The sequence below is a fragment of the Clostridium nitrophenolicum genome (assembly GCF_055391695.1).
In genome coordinates, this window is the sequence record NZ_AP042469.1 from 285,472 (window position 1) to 302,780 (window position 17,309).

A 17,309-nucleotide genomic window follows, 5' to 3' on the forward strand; every position below is an offset into this window, starting at 1 on the left:
TATATATAATATAGGAATAGGTGGTGATATTTGGTATAAATTAAAAAATTAGTTCTTGAAGCAAATAAATTAATTGTCTGGAGGATTAAAGATGAAGACTTATTTAGTTACAGGTGGAGCAGGTTTTATAGGTTCAAATTTTGTTATATATATGTTAAATAAATACAATAATATAAAAATAATTAATTTAGACAAGCTTACCTATGCAGGAAACTTGGAAAATCTTAAAAATATAGAAAGTAATCCTAACTACATATTTGTTCAAGGAGATATATGTGATAAAGAACTAATAGAGGCATTATTTGAAAAATATGATATAGATTACGTAGTAAATTTTGCAGCTGAATCACATGTAGATAGAAGTATAAGAGAACCAGAAGTATTTGTAAAAACTAATGTATTAGGAACAGTTACATTATTAAATGCAGCAAAAAAGGCATGGGAAATACAGGATGGTTTTAAAGAAGGTAAGAAATATCTTCAAGTTTCTACAGATGAAGTATATGGATCACTTGAAGAAATAGGATTTTTTATAGAAACAACACCATTAAATCCACATAGTCCATATTCATCAAGTAAAGCAGGTGCAGATTTAATGGTAAAGGCTTATGCTGATACATATAAGATGCCAATAAATATAACAAGATGTTCAAATAACTATGGTCCATATCAATTTCCTGAAAAGTTAATACCATTAATAATAAATAATTGTTTAAATCACAAGGATTTACCTGTATATGGTGATGGATCCAATATAAGAGATTGGTTATATGTAAAAGATCATTGCAAGGCAATAGATATGGTTATAAACAAAGGAAGATTAGGAGAGGTTTATAACATAGGTGGACATAATGAAAGAACCAATATCCAGTTAGTTAAGACAGTTATAAACTACTTAAATGAAAATGTAGATAAGAAAATAACAGAGAGTCTAATTAAATATGTAGAAGACAGAAAAGGTCATGACAGGAGATATGGAATAGATCCAACTAAGATAAGAGAAGAATTAGGATGGTATCCTGAAACTACTTTTGAAATTGGAATCAATAAAACTATAATGTGGTATTTAGATAACAAGGATTGGATGAATAATATAACCTCAGGAGAATATCAAAAGTATTATGAAAAAATGTATGAAGAAAAGTAGGAGGTATATTCATGGGACAATTTAAATTTACAGTAACTCCTATTCAGGGATTGTATATTATTGAACCTAAGGTATTTGGAGATAATAGAGGTTACTTTATGGAAACATATAATTACGAGGATTTCAAAGCTCAAGGCTTAGATATGGTTTTTGTTCAAGATAACCAATCAAAGTCGAGAAAAGGAGTACTTAGAGGAATGCATTTTCAAACTAAATATCCTCAAGGAAAGCTTGTTAGGGTAATAAAAGGTGAAGTTTTTGACGTAGCAATAGATTTAAGAAAAAAATCTAAAACCTATGGGCAGTGGTATGGAGTGCTTTTAACTGAAGAAAATAAAAAGCAGTTTTATGTCCCAGAAGGCTTTGCACATGGCTTTCTAGTAACTTCTAATGAAGCAGAATTTGTATATAAGTGTACAAACCTATATCATCCTGAGTATGAAGGCGGTATTGCTTGGAATGATCCAGATATAAATATACAATGGCCTTTAGAGGGAATAGAAGAAGTTTTATTGTCTGAAAAAGATAAAAATGCTTCAACTTTAGAAGAAAGCAAAATAGAATTTTAGTTTCTAGGAGAGTAGTAAAATGAAAATATTAATTACAGGCTGTAGAGGACAATTAGGTAGTCAAATTATTAATATATTAAAAGAAGGAGCATCAGAATTAGGTATTATACCACAGGATTATAGAAACGCTGAGATTATAGGAGTAGATATAGAAGAATTAGATATATCAAATTTAGAATTAGTAAAAAGTTTTATAAATGAAGTTAAACCTGATATTGTTATAAATTCCGCAGCTTATACTAACGTAGATGGCTGTGAAAATAATCGGGATTTAGCTTTAAAAGTGAATTCGCTAGGACCGAGAAACTTAGCTATTGCTTGTGAACAATTAGATGCAAAACTTATACACATATCAACAGATTATGTGTTTCGAGGTAATGGAACTGTTCCATATAGAGAATATGATCTAACTAATCCAGTAAGTGTGTATGGGGAAACAAAGCTGCTTGGAGAGAACTATGTTAGAGAGTGCTGCCTAAGATATTTTATAGTAAGAACTGCATGGCTTTATGGATATAATGGAAATAACTTTGTAAAGACAATTATGAAAGCTGCAAAGGAAAAAGGACATTTGGAGGTAGTGAATGATCAGAGGGGGAATCCGACTAATGCAGAGGATTTAGCACATCATATTTTAAAAATTGCTTTGACTAATGAGTATGGAATATATCATTGCACAGGTACTGGTGAGTGTACATGGTATGATTTTGCAAAGGCGATAGTTGAGTTTGAGGGAATAGAGTGTACTGTTAGTCCAACTACATCTAATAAGATAAATAGGGCTGCTAAGAGGCCAGCTTTTTCGTCGCTAGATAATATGATGTTGAGATGTAGCGTTGGAGATGAGATGAGAGATTGGAGAGAGGCGTTAAAAGTTTTTCTTGAAAATGTAAAAATATAATATATGACAATTTTTTTAGAACGATACTAAAGTTGAAGGGGTGTAATATTAATGAAAGTAAGAAAGGCAATAATTCCAGCAGCGGGATTAGGTACAAGATTTCTACCAGTAACAAAAGCTCAACCAAAAGAAATGCTGCCAATAGTAGATAAACCAACAATTCAATATATAATTGAAGAAGCTGTAGCTTCAGGTATTGAAGAAATACTAATTATAACAGGAAGAAACAAAAGGGCTATAGAAGATCACTTTGATAAATCTGTTGAACTAGAAGGCGAGCTTCAAAATAATCATAAAGAAAAGTTACTTGAACTAGTACAAAATATATCTAATATGGTTGATATCCACTATATAAGACAAAAGGAGCCTAAAGGCTTAGGACATGCTATATGTCGTGCTAAAGCCTTCGTAGGAGATGAGCCCTTTGCTGTTATGTTAGGTGATGATATAGTTGATAGTGAAGTACCATGCTTAAAACAATTAATAAATTCTTATAATGAATACAAAACTTCTATATTAGGAGTACAGCCAGTTGATAAAACACAAGTATCTAAGTATGGTATTGTAAAAGGCGTAAAAATTGAAGACAAAGTTTATAAGGTGAAGGATTTAGTAGAGAAACCAAAAATAGAAGAATCACCATCAAACATCGCTATTTTGGGAAGATATATAATAACTCCTAAAATATTTGAAATACTTGAAAAAACTAAACCTGGGAAAGGCGGAGAAATACAGCTAACTGATGCATTGAAGGAGTTAGCAAAACAAGAAGCTATGTATTCCTATTGTTTTGAAGGAATAAGATATGATGTAGGGGATAAGCTTGGATTTTTACAGGCTAACATAGAATATGCTTTAAAACGCAATGATTTAAGAGAAGAGCTTATGGACTATCTTTCAAATGTCAAGATGAGTGCCAATTTTAAGAGGAAAGAATTTTATAACAAAAAAAATTTAACAGAAGAAGAAGTGGCAGCATCTATAATTAAAGAATAAAAATTTAGTAGGGCTCATTAACAAATTGTAAATAAAAACAGGAGTATGAATGACTTCTGTTTTCATTTTTTAGTACAAAACTAAATATTATAAAATTTATTTTCTCATAATTTCGCTTATGATAAGAGGTATATTACCAGTTCTGAAGGCACATTTAAATACTTTTTTAATGAATCTTAGCGTAGGATTTGAGAAATGCTTTAGAACTTTAGATATATTTGAGGGAAACAAGTTTATCAAAGTTATTAGGCATTTCTTGGATCAAAGGTTTAGACTCGTAAAGAAGTATTTATGCTGCCCTCAGCACTGGCAATATACCCCGGTGTTTAAGTGAACTTTTCATGTTAGTTATTGCTTCTTTGTTTTTCATTAAGCTTCTTTATTTATATCAAACTTAACTTTATATCTTTTATTATGAGTATTATTTATTATTATTTTTATGTCCTCACAGTTTTTAATATCTACATTGTCTAAATATAGATTATTTTCTGATACATTGAAAATCATTTGAGCATTTGAATTCTCAGCTATATCCTTAATTCTCTCCTTAGGTGTAGAATTGTCTATTGGTAGATAGATATGTCCGGATTTAGTACAAGCACGAAAACAAACAAGCATTAAAGGCTCCTTATGTCCACAAACAATAATAGGCAATTTATTATCACTAGAACAATTAATTATGTATGATGCTAGTGCATCGGATTTTTTAATCAATTCTTCATAACTCATAGAACGCTCTCTATATTTATAAAGAATTAAATTTGTTTTTGAATATTTGTCCACTAAATCACATGCATTCATCTTAATTCCCTCCAAAACCCTTATTTTACTAAATAATACTTCTCAAAAATCTATAATTCTTTTTGGCACATAATAGCTTGTACTTTTGTATATACCCAAATATTCAATATCATACTTTAAATTTTCATCTCTAATTTTTACTAAATTAAACCATATATTCCTTTATGATATACATACGAGTATTAATTTCAATTAATGGGGTAGTATGGAAATTAAATGTACTTCAAGAAAAAGCTTGAATTTAAAACTCTTTGAGATATCATAGGCATTTTCGTAATAGTATCTATTTTAGATAAACTCCACACAATCAGATTTCAACTTGTTGTAGAATATAGATTTTATGACCTTTTTGTCCGTCAGGCTTGTTCACTGAAGACTTTTTAAGACTTATTGTTAAACTAACCCAATAGATTGAAATTAATATACGTATGTATATAGTATTTAGATATAAAATCCGAATTCAGAATAATTAATTTCCTAGTTGCTTGTTTTATATATGATAAGGAGAAGTCATAAATAAGATTTTAAAAAGTTTTTTATTTATAGTGATGATTATTATTTCATATTTATATTTAGTTTTATATAATTGGAAAACGAGTAAAAATTGGAGGAATAAATATGCTTACATCGTTTAAAATAGCAGGTCGATTTCTGAGATACAACAAAATACAAACACTTGTAATAATATTAGGGATAGCTATCGGGGTATCTGTTCAGATATTTATAGGACTATTAAGTAAAGGTCTTGAATCTACGTTGCTAAATAAGGTTATAGGAAGTTCTGCTCATATAACTGTATATTCAACGAAAGGAGGCATAACGGATTGGCAGGACAAAAAGAATAAGATTATAAAAGCAGATAAAGATATAAAATCGGCAGCCCCTGTAGTGGATTATCAAGCCTTTATAAAATTAAACGATATGACAGAGCCTGTACAAATAAGGGGATTTATTTATAACGACGTTAATTCACTTTACAGAATGAAGGATAGAATTTATGAAGGAAAGATGCTAGAGGATAGTGGTCAAGCTTTAATAGGTAGAGATTTAAAGGAAAGGTTAGGAGTTAATGTTGGAGACAAGATAACTATAATAACTATAGATAAGAAAAGAATTGAACTTACTTTGGCGGGCTTTTACGATTTAGGAGCGGTTAAGGTAAATAGAACTTGGCTTATTACAGATTTAAAAACAGCACAAGACTTATTGGGCTTTGGGGACAAGGTTACATCTATAGAAATAGGTGTAAATGATGTATACAATGCTGATATTGTAGGGAAACACATAGAAAAAAGTTTAAATGATAAAAAATTAAAGGTGGAAAACTGGAAGGATCAAAATAAGCTTTTATTTAGTGGACTAGTTGGACAGAAAATATGCACTATCATAATTGAAATTTTTGTGCTGCTTGCAGCTGTTTTGAGTATTATAAGTATACTTGGTATAAGTGTGGTTCAAAAATATAAGCAAATTGGCATTTTAAAGGCTATGGGAATTAGGGACTTTTCTGCTGCTTATATATTCTTTATACAAGCTTTTATACTTGGTGTATTAGGTACTGCTTTAGGCATTTGGCTTACATTTACATATATAAAGTGTTTTAATACATACATAATAACTCCAGAAGGAACGCCAGTAATAAACATTATTGTTAGCCATAGGTTTATAGGTAAATCTGCTTTAATAGATATAGCCGCAGCAACCTTAGCAGCTTTTTTCCCAGCTGTAAATTCCTTTAGATTGAGTCCTGTGGAGGTAATAAAGAATGGGTAATGTTATAGAATTAAAGGATGTAGATAAGATTTATGGAGGCAGGGTTAAAACTGAAGTTCTTCGTAATGTGAACCTAACTATAGAGGAAAGTGCCTTTACGGCTATTATAGGTGCTTCCGGCAGTGGAAAAACTACACTTTTAAATATAATTGGTACATTAGATAAGCCGACTAATGGAGAAGTTTATATAGATGGTAGTAGAATAGACAAAATGAGCAGAATAACTCTAGCTGCTCTTCGAAATCGAAAAATGGGATTTGTGTTTCAGTTTCATTATCTTCTACCTGAATTTAATGCGTTAGAAAATGTACTTATGCCTCATACAATTAAGAGGTTTTTCCATGGAAGGAAGACCCGTGAAAGAGCAGAGCTATTGCTTGAATTAGTTGGTTTATCTAGCATAATGAAGAGTAAGATATATAATTTATCTGGCGGGCAGCAGCAGAGAGTAGCTATTGCTAGAGCTCTTATGAATAAGCCTAAGATTATTTTAGCAGATGAACCAACAGGTAATTTGGATTCCAATTCTGCTGAAGACATATATAAAATATTTAGAGATATAAATAAGAATTTTGGTACAACTTTTGTAGTTATTACTCACGATGATAGAATAGCTAAGAAGGCGGATCGAATAATAGAAATAAAAGATGGAATAATAATTTAAGGTATTAAATTTCTTGTTAAGTTTTTTAATTAAGGAGTGGCGCATTTGAAGAAAGTATCATTGGTTATATTATGCATTCTTTGGATGGGATTTATATTTTATAACTCTTCAAATATTGGTGAGGTTTCAGAAGAGAGAAGTCACCGTGTGCTGAACGATATAAAAAGTAAGTATCATCAGATTAAAAAAGAAGAAAAAATTGTAGTAAATAATTCTAACATTTCTAATGAAAAGCTTGTACAAAGCAGTATAGTAGATAATGAATATTTGAATAAAAGAGAGGAAAATTTAAATATAATTTTAAGAAAGAATGCACATGCCTTTGAATATCTAGTTCTTGCTATGATAGTAACTGCTGTACTATTTTCATTTAATATAAAAGGAAAATCAGCATTAAGTTATATAATGTTTGTATGTTTATTCTATGCAGTTACAGATGAGTTTCATCAGGTCTTTGTACCTGGAAGAACATCCTTAGTAAGCGATATATTAATAGACTTTGCTGGAAGCCTAATAGGCATGTCGATTTACTATTTATTTTACTATAAGTTTTTCAAACGAAATCAAGTCTACTAAAGGATATAGTTAGGAATAGTAAACTTAAAATTTTAATGGAGTTGTAATCTTATTTTTTAGTTACTATTCCCTGATATCTTTGCCTGCAGCTTTGCATAGTGCTAATGTTATTATAGTTGTAAGAATTATAAACAGTACTATTGTAGAAGTCACTAACATATCATCACCTTTTCATTATATTAATTTATTTTTGCATCACTTTACAAGTAATTTAGATGTACCTAAAAATATAATACACTAAATATCTTATAGTTATCAATACTAATATTGAGCAAACCAGTATAGATTAGTAGTATCTGGTACTATAATTAGTATTGACGAAAAATCAATAATTAAAACAATATAATAAGTATTCTTAGAATAAGTGTGGTTCAAAAGTACAAGCAGATAGGAATTTTAAAGGCTTATTAGATGCTTCTGTGATATTAATATACATCATTTAATATTATACTTTAATGGCATAACAGCCTTTTATATGGATAAGCAATAAATTGCACTTAAATATGTTGAAGTATAAATTTACCAATGTTATAATAGCATTAGTAATGTGAAGGGGGATATTTACTATGAACATGAAAAAGATAGCTTGTTTATTATCAATAAGCTTATGTTTAGGTATAGGTGTTACTACTAGAACGAAGGCTGCAGTTAACCCAGAGAGAATAGGAGGAGCAAATAGATATGATACATCTATTGCTGTTTCAAGAAATGGATGGAACGCTACATCCGATTATGTAGTAATTGCTAGTGGCGAGGATTTCGGTGATGCTCTTAGTGCAGCACCTTTAGCTAAAAAATATAATGCTCCAATTTTATTAGTTTCAAAAGATAATTTGGATAACCAATCTGACTCAGCTTCTAGTTTAACTAAAGAACTATCTAGATTGAAAGCAAAAAAAGCGTTTATAATTGGTGGAATAGGATCAGTATCTTCAAAGGTTGAGGATGCAATTAAAAATAAAGGAATAGAAATAGAAAGAATTTCTGGAAATGACAGATATGACACATCTATTGAGATAGCTAAAAAAGTAGGAGCAAATAATGGTGTGGTTATAGCTAAGGGAGATGATTTTGCAGATGCTCTTAGTGCAGCACCTATTGCAGCTTCAAAGGAAATGCCTATAATACTTGTACCACAAGACAAAGTTACTGATACATTACAGAATTATTTGAAGGAAAATAATATATCAAAAGCATATGTTATAGGCGATAAAGACGTTATCAATGATGATATAGTAAAACAGTTTCCAAATGCAGAAAGAATCACTGGGAACAATGAATATGAAAGAAACATAAATATTATAAATAAATTCTCTAAGGATCTTAAATATGATACAGTTTATTTTTCAAGTAGAAAAGGCTTCGCTGATTCTTTATCAGGCTCTGCATTAGCTGCATTAACGTCTTCACCAATAATTTTAGTTGATGAAAATTCTGAAGCAAAGGTTAAGGAATACATTGATAGCAATATAAAAGATATTGGACAAGTTAATGTATTAGGCGGAGAAGGAGTTGTAAATACATCATTACTAGAAAAGATACTTCCAATGAACAAAAATCAAGGTATAAACAGTGGATTACTAAAGGCAACTTTAAATCAAAATAACATTAACTCTATGGAGAGTGACAGTACTATAGGAGTAAATGCTAGTGTTAAAGACTTACCAAAAGAAGAACAAAATCAGGCAGATAAAATAATTCCTATAATAAATAATTCAAAAATGAATTTTAATATAAAGATGAATGGAAACAGTAATAAAACTTTATCAGATGTTCAAGAAGACATAAGTATTCAAGTAGCAGGAATGAACATACAAACAACGGCTTGGGTAAGCTTAGATATGACAGGAAGTCAGCCTAAGATGAAAGAAATTATAAAGATTCCTGAAGTTGCAGCACAATATCTTCCACCACAGTTTGCAGGAAAACAATATATGGTTATGGATCCTATTGAGGCAAATTCTAAACTCATGCCTGGAACAAATAATATTACAGGTTTAATGGATTTTAGCAAGAACTTTCAACCACAATTTCAAAGCTTTATGGAAAAATATTTAGAAAACTGGAATCCAGGCTTTAAATTTATTGACTATAAAGGATTAATGAGAGTTAATAATAAAGATGGAATAAAGTATGCACAAACCTATCAGTTAAAGCTTAATGACATGACATTTAAATCTTTATTAAATTATACTGCAACTGATGCAGTGCAAAATAAAGAGTTCATTAGCTTTATGAAGCAATTTATGTTGTCATGTGTTGATCTTTCAGGAGTACCAAATAAAGAACAGCAAAAGCAGGACATAGAAAAGGTATTTGCTAATATGGCTTCAAATCCTCAAGAATCTATGAAGCAGATAAAGACATTTATGGATGCAATAAAAGATTTAAAAGTAATTGGCGATAAAGGAATAGACATAACCTATAATATCTGCGATGGTTATATCATTGGAGAAACCGGTATTGTTGATCTACAATTAGACATTCATAAGTTTGTTGAGGTTATGAATAAATTGAGCAATACCCCGGGTGCAACAACTGAAGATGTAAAAGGCATTCTTGGACTTGGATTTAACTATAATACTCAAAATTATAACATTAATAAAGATGTAAAGATAACTATTCCTCAACTAACGAAAGAAAATTCTTTTGATTACATGGATCTTATTAATTTAGGAAATAGCAAGTAAAGTGATGGGGACAGTTCACAATTTTTCATCAATAATATGATGAAAAGTTGTGAACTGTCCCTTAGTTTTAGAATAAAGTATCGTAAGATTTTTGCAAATAATTAGATTTTATTAATAGAAAAAATGATGTATAATTTTTATAATATACAAATTAAGAGTATTGGAGGATTAGACAAAACATGAAGAATAAACTTTCTGCAATAAAGAATAGGATTAGAAATAAGTCAGTATATGGTAAGATACAGAGTACAATTTCATTTCTAGCTTTAACAATATTTCTAGTTGCTAGTTCTTCTTTTAAGGTACAAGCATCTAGTCAGACACTAGATGAAGCTAGGGCTATTATTAGAGACAATTATGTGACTCCAGTATCTGATAATGTGCTGAATGCACCAACTATAGAGGAGATTGTAAAAGGGTTAAACGACCCATATTCTCAATATTTTTCTAAGCAACAGGAGGAAGATTTTTTAAATTACATAGACAACAAGATGTATGGGATAGGCATCTATATGGAAATAGTTAATGAAGGAGTTAAGGTAAGATCTGTTATAGAGAACTCACCGGCGATGGAGGCGGGAATTCGAGAAGGGGATATAATAATTTCTGCTAACGATAAATCACTATCAGGGTTAACTGCAGATGAAGCGGCATCCTATATAAAAGGAGAATCAGGTACAACTATAAACCTTCAGGTAAAAAGAGCAGATACTATGTTGAATTTCAGCGTAATGAGAAGAGAGATAAGTCTCCCAACAGTAACTGGAAAAATGTTGAATGAACACACTGCCTACATCAACATTGTATCTTTTGGTGGGGACACTTCGCAATTATTCAGCAAAGAGCTGCAGGAATTAAATATGAAGAGTCCCGATAGCTACATAATAGACTTAAGGAATAATGGTGGTGGATATATGGGGACAGCTCTTGAGATAGCTGGAAACTTTATCGGATCTAATCCTGCAATTACGGTGGAAGATAGACAAGGAAATAAAGTAAGGTATTTAGCAGGAGGTAAGGGAATCACCATAGATAAAACTGTAATTTTTCTTATAAATGAGTATACAGCAAGTGCTTCAGAAATTTTATCTGCTGCAGTAAAGGATTATAAGAAGGCGTTTTTTATTGGTGTGACTACTTATGGAAAAGGGGTTGCACAAGAGATGTTTCCTTTATCAGATGGAAGTGCTCTTAAGATAACTACAGAAAAGTTTTACTCACCTCTAGGTAATGTAATTCAGAAAGTTGGAGTAACACCTGATTTTGAAGCGAAGGATGTTGATTCTTTGGCGGTTGCTGAATTATTTTCCGGGAAATGTATGAATGATGTAGATAAAAGAGGTTATGTAAAAGTAAATTATGCAGGAAAAGATTTTGAGATCAACTTAAACTTAGCTAAAGACGAAAAACACTGGGCTGCATTTAAGTATATATTGAATAAAGTTTCTAAGGATAACGTATATGTAGGAACCGATAAGGGTTGGGTTAAAGCACCTACAGACTATTTTGATAATGCTTATAAATTTTTGTATGCTAATTATAAAAATTTAGATACTCTAAAGGACGTTGAACAGAATAAGGTATTTACTATAAGTTTTAATAAAGAGGTGAATGCTGATACAGTTAAAGATTATACTAACATGGAATTTATTGATGGAGAGACTGGACAACGTGTGGCTTTTGATGTGAAAAAAGTTGATAATAAAAAAATAAGCCTAGTGCCTAAAGAAAACTTAAAAAGCGGAAAGACTTATTATATAAAGGTTAAAGACGTAATAAGACCTGTTACAGTGAAATAGGTGAATGTGATGGGGACACAATACAATTTTTCAACAATTACCTATAAGATTATTAGAAAACGTAGAAAAACTATTGGAATTAAGATTACAGATAAGGGAGAAGTCATAATTACTTCTCCTTTTGGTGTGAGCGAAGAAACTATTAAAAATATTATAAAGAAGAAACAAAAGTGGATAACTGATAAGGTTAGACTCATTAAAGAAGCTAATTTTGCCTATAACAGAGCTTTTGAGGATGGGGAAAGGTTTCTATTTTTAGGGAAAGAGTTGGAATTAGAGATTATTAAAGTTACTAAACCTATATGCAATGCTGAAATAGAGGATGAGAAAGTTAGGGTTTTTATAAATTTAAGCAGTATGTTGAGTGATGATACAATATATAGTGCTATTGTAAATCTATATAGAAAGGAAGCTGCCAAATTATTCAAAGAGAGAACAGATATGTATAGCAAGGTTCTTGGGGTAAGCCCTAAAAGAATATTTATTAAGGACCAGAAAACTTTATGGGGAAGTTGTTCATCGAAGGGAAACATAAATTATAATTATAGGATTATAATGGCACCGATTAGCATTATTGATTATATAGTTGTACACGAATTATGTCATTTAATACACATGAATCATTCTAAGGAATATTGGAATACAGTGAAGTCTGTTTTACCTGATTATGAAAAAAGAAGAAAATGGTTGAAAGACAATGGACATGTATTGAGAATTTGATGATACATAGTTCTTACTCAGCTTCAGCTTGTGCAGACGGTTTACAATTATTATTCATTAAAAATTGTAAACCGTCCCCAAGTAATAACAAATAATAATAGCAAATAAGGTAGCGAGATAGAACTAACGCATATACAATGCATGATTGCTATAGTTTTGTTAATAATTTAGCTTATCTTATATGCTTGTACAATTGTTTATAGATAAAAGTTCTAAATTAGGTTGGCAAATTTTTAAATTATGCAGACCGACTATAGTTTATAAAATCATCCACTATATTTCTATATTTTTCAGAGGTATTAATCAACGAGATTCCTTTTTCACACAATCTTCCAATGTTAGAATGGGTTAAATTCCCTATAGTTTTTGAAATGTCACTAAATTTAAAATCACACAAAGATCTCATTAGAACTACGCAAATTGATTTAGATTCCATATTTTTATGATTATACTTTGCATGAATACAAAAAGACTCTTTATTATAATGAGAAACAAAATCTATTATATCAGTAGGTTTGAAATTTCTAACAAGTATATGTTTCATAGGAGTATAAAAATTTTCAGAGCTATTAAATTCTAGTACATCCTTAATTTTTAAGTCATTAAATTTGCACACAAATTCTAAATAAGATTTACGTGCCAATCTTTTATTAGTATTAAAATATTTTAATATAAAATCTATATCTAAAATATCAGAATATTTTGAGGACATTCCAGCATAAACTTTAAGGCTTGAGTATTTATATTTGTGAACACGATTTTTGTAGTTTGGAATATCCTTAGGATTATTATGTATATAGGCAGAGGCCGTAACAACATAACTATCCTTTTCTATAGGCTTACTTTTAAACCTATCAGAAAACAAGTGACCATGTCTTGAATACTTTTTATTATAGTATTGGGCATAGCTCTGATTTATGGACTTCATAAACTTAGATATATCAGCACCATTGTCATTAACTTGCAAATGATAGTGAGTATCCATAAGAACGAATGAATATATAGTAAACATATAAATTTTTTGATATTTTCTAATTATATTTAGAAATTTATCTTTATCTTTAAAATCTACAAATAGTTGAAGTTCACTAATGCTTCTGCTCATAATGTGATGGATATTGCTTAAACCTTTTTTGCGTGGAGTTCTACTCAATGACTACCACTCCCTTCATGTTTTATTAGAATTATTGACACATGATAACAATTTAATTCTTTATAGATTAATAAATGAAATTAGATTCAATAGTTATCTAAATAGAATATAAGCATAAAAATTGTAAACTGTCCCTTAGCTAACCCAAACTGTATAAAAATTGCGAACCGTCCCCAAACAAAAATGTCTTATAAAAACTTCTTTATATAGACAATATAATAGATATAAAGTAAAATATTATTGTTAAAATAAAGTAAAAATAAGGAGAAATGGTATGGACTTTTATTCATTGTTACTGATAGCCATAGCCTTATCGTTAGATGCATTTGGTGTGGCATTATGCATAGGATTAAATCGTGGAGTAAGAATAAAAGGCAAAGTTTTATTTTCAGCCTGCAGCGGTTTTTTTCAATTTTTATTCGCTCTTATCGGTGCATATGCAGGAGTATTATTTAATACATACATAGCATCTGTTCCTCAAATTATAGGTGGAGCCCTTATATCAATTGTAGGAATTTTAATGTTAAAAGAAGGATTTCAAAATAAAGGAGAATGTCCTGTTATAAAACCAGGCACATATTTTATTCTTGGTATATCAGTAAGTATAGATGCCATGGTTATAGGGTTCACTATACTTAATAACATAAATAACAATCTCATTATATTTAAAGATACATTGTTTATAGGAGTGGTGACATTAATAATATCATCGCTTGCATTTGTAATAGCAAAGTACCTAAAAAAAATAGAGCTTTTAGGCAAATATGCAGATTATATAGGCGGAGTAATACTTGTTATCTTCGGGATAAAGATGATGTTTTTCTAAAGAAAGCTTGGGGTGAAAGCATTGGAAATAGAAAAATACTTAAGGCAGCATGGAATAAAAGTTACAAAAGGAAGAATAAATGTGCTTGATATTTTAAATAAATCAGATCATGCTGTAAATGCTGAGTATATTTTTAATGAATGTAAGAAAAGAAATTTAAATATTGATTTATCCACTGTATACAGATCATTAGACTTATTTGAAAATAAGGAATTAATAAAGAAGTTTGATCTAGGACAGGGTAAAAATAATTATAGGCTTAGAAAAGAAGATCATAAACATATACTTCAATGTAAGTTATGCCATAAAGAGGTTGAAATAGATTGTCCAATGCAACAGGTTAGAGAGTTAATAAAGGATAAAACGGGATTTACATTTATGGATAAGGAATTAGACTTAAAGCTTGAAGGAATTTGTGATGAATGCACAGACCATGTAAAAAAATAAGAATAGACTGCCTATCTATTCCTAAAGATTTTATTGACTTTTTAAAGTAACTTGAGCAGGGTAGATTTTTTTTACTTTCCATACTCCTTGGCTATTTCTTTCTAGGAAAACGCTGTAAGCTACCTGACGATGTGGAGATTTTTTCTCCATTCCATCGATTTTTACTACAGCTATGTTGCCGTTAGAGAAAGAAAGATCTAGGGTACCTATGTTATACATTTTATAACGATTTAATATTCCAGATGTAAAGTAGTGTTGAACAGCATAGTCAATATTTTTACATTTGTTAGATGTATAAGTAAACTTTATAAATCCACCAACGATAACCACAGTTAAACAAATTGCTAAAAATTTTTTCATAAGCTTCCCTCACTAAATGGAAATTAATTACAATAATATAATAACTAAAATTTGTAAATAAGTAAATACTAATATTATAAAAATTATTAAAGTTATATGTAAGGCGGTGTTAATGTATGGATTTCTCTTCATTAGTTTTAATGGAAAAAGATAAAAATACAGGTTTTATGACTAAGGAGCTAGGAAGCTATGAAGTAGGTGAAGGTGCAGAGTACATAAGGAAGATGTTTTATGATGGTGACAAAATAAATGTATATTTTGATACCAATAGAGATGTTGAGGATTGGGAATACTCTGCTGTATTCGATTTGTTTAATGAAGATAAGTTTATAGAACAAGAATATAGTATAGAGCAAATTGACGATGAGTATAATCCCACATGGTTAGTAAAGTTTGATTATAATGAGGAACATTCTATTGTGTTATCAAAATTAAATAACTTATGTTCTCTAATTAAAACACATATAAAGGAAGTCTTTGAAAATGTTAAAGGAAAAGAAGAGGAGTACAAATAATTGTAAGCAGTTGTTTAAAAGTATAGGGTTCAAACTAGAAAGCTAGTTGCACATCATTGAATCCTATACTTAGACAACTGTTTATAATTGTCTGAAAATACAGTGACTTTTTTATAATTAATATTTAAACAGCATTATTAATAATTATTAAAGTTTAGTATAATAACTGTATATAGCTATTTTATTTTCTTAAATAATATGATATGATTTCATAAGTAGTAGTATTTTGACTTATTTTAGAATAATGTGTAAATCAAGGTGTGCAATATATGTGTATGATAGCAAGATTTATTTGAGGTGGAGAAATGAGGCTGGAGTTCATTAATAGGGTTAGTGAAAGTGATGTATTAGGTAAAAGCATATTAACAAACGAGGGACAAGTTTTACTAAGAGCTGGAGTAAGGTTAAATGATGGTTACATACAAAAACTGAAAGATTTAGGTGTTTTCTATATATACGTAGAAGATGACAGATTAGATGATGTGGATGTAGAAGATGAAAAACTTTCAGAGCTAAAACAGGTTACAATGAAAAGCATGTGCAATGTTATGAAAAATGTACATGATTGTAATGGGAAAAAGCTTAAGGAATCACTTGGTGCTGTTGAAGATATGATTAATTATATTGTAGATCTCGGAGATGTTAATAAAAGTCTCTATGACATACAAACCTATGATAACTATACATATGTACACTCTTTAGATACTTGTATTATGACGACTTTTCTAGGTATGTCCTCAAAATTTAATGAATGGGACCTAAAAGATCTCGGTATTGGAGCGATGCTCCACGATGTAGGAAAGACGCAAGTTCCAATTACTATACTAAATAAGCAGGGACGTTTAACAGATGAAGAGTTTAATGAAATTAAAAAGCATACATTGTACGGAGCTAAAATGCTAAAAAAGAACATTTCAATGCCTGATTCTATAATTAAAATAGTCGAACAACATCATGAAAGAGTTGATGGTAGGGGATATCCTTATGGACTAAATGGAAAACAGATTTCTAAATTTGCGAAGATTGTATGTATCTGTGATGTATATGATGCTATAAGTAATGATAGATGTTACAGAAAGAAGTTTAGCCCTAATGATGCCTATGAACTCATTCTCTCAGGAAGTGGAACTAATTTTGATGAAGAATTGGTTAGAAATTTTAAAAATACATTTGCTATCTATCCTTTAGGATGTTGTGTTAAACTATCAAATGGTAATGAGGGATTTGTTATAAGACAAAACAAAGGATTCCCAGACAGACCAGTAGTCAGAGTGTTATATGATAGTGAAACTAAAAATCCAATACCTTTTTATGAAATAGACTTATTAAATAATCCTAGCATTGTAATACAAAGTATTGCATGATAAGTGAT

17 protein-coding genes are annotated in these 17,309 nt (G+C 30.0%); 14 read left to right on the forward strand and 3 right to left on the reverse strand.

All coding sequences use genetic code 11. The features are described 5' to 3' along the window. Positions 1 to 91: 91 nt before the first annotated feature. The 4 genes from rfbB to galU are packed head-to-tail and all read left to right on the forward strand — an operon-like array spanning position 92 to position 3,613. The gene (gene rfbB / locus ACZ5N4_RS01320; protein WP_464206480.1) at positions 92 to 1,147 is read left to right on the forward strand and encodes a dTDP-glucose 4,6-dehydratase; all 1,056 of its coding nucleotides are present in this window, start codon (positions 92 to 94) and stop codon (positions 1,145 to 1,147) included. An 11-nt stretch (positions 1,148 to 1,158) separates the two neighbouring features. Next, positions 1,159 to 1,716 (forward strand): dTDP-4-dehydrorhamnose 3,5-epimerase, encoded by a 558-nt coding sequence (gene rfbC, locus ACZ5N4_RS01325; protein ID WP_464206482.1) that lies wholly within the window; start codon positions 1,159 to 1,161, stop codon positions 1,714 to 1,716. Between the two features lie 19 nt (positions 1,717 to 1,735). After that, positions 1,736 to 2,617: a dTDP-4-dehydrorhamnose reductase gene (gene rfbD / locus ACZ5N4_RS01330; protein ID WP_464206484.1), complete on the forward strand. Its 882-nt coding sequence runs from the start codon at positions 1,736 to 1,738 to the stop codon at positions 2,615 to 2,617. Between the two features lie 51 nt (positions 2,618 to 2,668). After that, the gene (gene galU, locus ACZ5N4_RS01335; RefSeq protein WP_464206486.1) at positions 2,669 to 3,613 is read left to right on the forward strand and encodes a UTP--glucose-1-phosphate uridylyltransferase GalU; all 945 of its coding nucleotides are present in this window, start codon (positions 2,669 to 2,671) and stop codon (positions 3,611 to 3,613) included. Between the two features lie 369 nt (positions 3,614 to 3,982). Here the strand turns inward: galU and ACZ5N4_RS01340 are convergent, their stop codons facing one another. Next, complete coding sequence (locus ACZ5N4_RS01340) at positions 3,983 to 4,414, reverse strand: AMP-binding protein (protein ID WP_464206488.1); 432 nt, start codon at positions 4,412 to 4,414, stop codon at positions 3,983 to 3,985. 618 nt (positions 4,415 to 5,032) lie between these two features. Here ACZ5N4_RS01340 and ACZ5N4_RS01345 point away from each other — a divergent pair. The 6 genes from ACZ5N4_RS01345 to ACZ5N4_RS01370 all read left to right on the forward strand — a co-directional run bounded on the left by ACZ5N4_RS01345 (position 5,033) and on the right by ACZ5N4_RS01370 (position 12,636). Beyond that, positions 5,033 to 6,187, forward strand: coding sequence for an ABC transporter permease (locus tag ACZ5N4_RS01345; protein ID WP_464206490.1), 1,155 nt, complete (start codon positions 5,033 to 5,035; stop codon positions 6,185 to 6,187). Then, on the forward strand, positions 6,180 to 6,851 hold the full coding sequence (locus ACZ5N4_RS01350; RefSeq protein WP_464206492.1) for an ABC transporter ATP-binding protein: 672 nt from the start codon (positions 6,180 to 6,182) through the stop codon (positions 6,849 to 6,851). Before ACZ5N4_RS01345 ends, ACZ5N4_RS01350 begins: the two co-directional genes overlap by 8 nt. Before the next feature lie 45 nt (positions 6,852 to 6,896). Next, positions 6,897 to 7,427: a VanZ family protein gene (locus ACZ5N4_RS01355; protein WP_464206494.1), complete on the forward strand. Its 531-nt coding sequence runs from the start codon at positions 6,897 to 6,899 to the stop codon at positions 7,425 to 7,427. Positions 7,428 to 7,993: 566 nt separating this feature from the next. After that, positions 7,994 to 10,117: a cell wall-binding repeat-containing protein gene (locus ACZ5N4_RS01360; RefSeq protein WP_464206496.1), complete on the forward strand. Its 2,124-nt coding sequence runs from the start codon at positions 7,994 to 7,996 to the stop codon at positions 10,115 to 10,117. Positions 10,118 to 10,296: 179 nt separating this feature from the next. Further along, positions 10,297 to 11,916, forward strand: coding sequence for a S41 family peptidase (locus ACZ5N4_RS01365; RefSeq protein ID WP_464206498.1), 1,620 nt, complete (start codon positions 10,297 to 10,299; stop codon positions 11,914 to 11,916). 9 nt (positions 11,917 to 11,925) lie between these two features. Further along, positions 11,926 to 12,636, forward strand: a complete 711-nt coding sequence (locus tag ACZ5N4_RS01370) for a M48 family metallopeptidase (protein ID WP_464206500.1) — start codon at positions 11,926 to 11,928, stop codon at positions 12,634 to 12,636. 238 nt (positions 12,637 to 12,874) lie between these two features. Here the strand turns inward: ACZ5N4_RS01370 and ACZ5N4_RS01375 are convergent, their stop codons facing one another. After that, positions 12,875 to 13,789 carry a transposase gene (locus ACZ5N4_RS01375; RefSeq protein ID WP_464206502.1) on the reverse strand — a complete coding sequence of 305 codons (915 nt, stop codon included), beginning with the start codon at positions 13,787 to 13,789 and terminating at the stop codon, positions 12,875 to 12,877. A gap of 274 nt (positions 13,790 to 14,063) precedes the next feature. Here ACZ5N4_RS01375 and ACZ5N4_RS01380 point away from each other — a divergent pair, with 274 nt between their 5' ends. Together ACZ5N4_RS01380 and ACZ5N4_RS01385 are read left to right on the forward strand one after the other, a co-directional pair. Continuing rightward, positions 14,064 to 14,615, forward strand: coding sequence for a manganese efflux pump (locus tag ACZ5N4_RS01380; protein ID WP_464206504.1), 552 nt, complete (start codon positions 14,064 to 14,066; stop codon positions 14,613 to 14,615). Positions 14,616 to 14,636: 21 nt separating this feature from the next. Continuing rightward, on the forward strand, positions 14,637 to 15,062 hold the full coding sequence (locus tag ACZ5N4_RS01385) for a Fur family transcriptional regulator (RefSeq protein ID WP_464206506.1): 426 nt from the start codon (positions 14,637 to 14,639) through the stop codon (positions 15,060 to 15,062). 30 nt (positions 15,063 to 15,092) lie between these two features. Here the strand turns inward: ACZ5N4_RS01385 and ACZ5N4_RS01390 are convergent, their stop codons facing one another. Next, positions 15,093 to 15,422, reverse strand: coding sequence for a hypothetical protein (locus ACZ5N4_RS01390; RefSeq protein ID WP_464206508.1), 330 nt, complete (start codon positions 15,420 to 15,422; stop codon positions 15,093 to 15,095). A 116-nt stretch (positions 15,423 to 15,538) separates the two neighbouring features. Between ACZ5N4_RS01390 and ACZ5N4_RS01395 the strand changes: the two genes are divergently transcribed. Further along, positions 15,539 to 15,937 (forward strand): DUF6762 family protein, encoded by a 399-nt coding sequence (locus ACZ5N4_RS01395; protein WP_464206510.1) that lies wholly within the window; start codon positions 15,539 to 15,541, stop codon positions 15,935 to 15,937. Between the two features lie 305 nt (positions 15,938 to 16,242). Continuing rightward, entirely contained in the window at positions 16,243 to 17,301 is a 1,059-nt protein-coding gene (locus ACZ5N4_RS01400; protein WP_464206512.1) for an HD-GYP domain-containing protein, read from the forward strand. Positions 17,302 to 17,309 lie beyond the last annotated feature (8 nt).

Bases quoted from the DNA above. Each gene is read 5' to 3' on its own strand.
- rfbB (WP_464206480.1), top strand. From the start codon at position 92: ATGAAGACTTATTTAGTTACAGGTGGAGCAGGTTTTATAGGTTCAAAT.
- rfbC (WP_464206482.1), top strand. From the start codon at position 1,159: ATGGGACAATTTAAATTTACAGTAACTCCTATTCAGGGATTGTATATT.
- rfbD (WP_464206484.1), top strand. From the start codon at position 1,736: ATGAAAATATTAATTACAGGCTGTAGAGGACAATTAGGTAGTCAAATT.
- galU (WP_464206486.1), top strand. From the start codon at position 2,669: ATGAAAGTAAGAAAGGCAATAATTCCAGCAGCGGGATTAGGTACAAGA.
- ACZ5N4_RS01340 (WP_464206488.1), bottom strand. From the start codon at position 4,414: ATGAATGCATGTGATTTAGTGGACAAATATTCAAAAACAAATTTAATT.
- ACZ5N4_RS01345 (WP_464206490.1), top strand. From the start codon at position 5,033: ATGCTTACATCGTTTAAAATAGCAGGTCGATTTCTGAGATACAACAAA.
- ACZ5N4_RS01350 (WP_464206492.1), top strand. From the start codon at position 6,180: ATGGGTAATGTTATAGAATTAAAGGATGTAGATAAGATTTATGGAGGC.
- ACZ5N4_RS01360 (WP_464206496.1), top strand. From the start codon at position 7,994: ATGAACATGAAAAAGATAGCTTGTTTATTATCAATAAGCTTATGTTTA.
- ACZ5N4_RS01365 (WP_464206498.1), top strand. From the start codon at position 10,297: ATGAAGAATAAACTTTCTGCAATAAAGAATAGGATTAGAAATAAGTCA.
- ACZ5N4_RS01370 (WP_464206500.1), top strand. From the start codon at position 11,926: ATGGGGACACAATACAATTTTTCAACAATTACCTATAAGATTATTAGA.
- ACZ5N4_RS01380 (WP_464206504.1), top strand. From the start codon at position 14,064: ATGGACTTTTATTCATTGTTACTGATAGCCATAGCCTTATCGTTAGAT.
- ACZ5N4_RS01390 (WP_464206508.1), bottom strand. From the start codon at position 15,422: ATGAAAAAATTTTTAGCAATTTGTTTAACTGTGGTTATCGTTGGTGGA.
- ACZ5N4_RS01395 (WP_464206510.1), top strand. From the start codon at position 15,539: ATGGATTTCTCTTCATTAGTTTTAATGGAAAAAGATAAAAATACAGGT.
- ACZ5N4_RS01400 (WP_464206512.1), top strand. From the start codon at position 16,243: ATGAGGCTGGAGTTCATTAATAGGGTTAGTGAAAGTGATGTATTAGGT.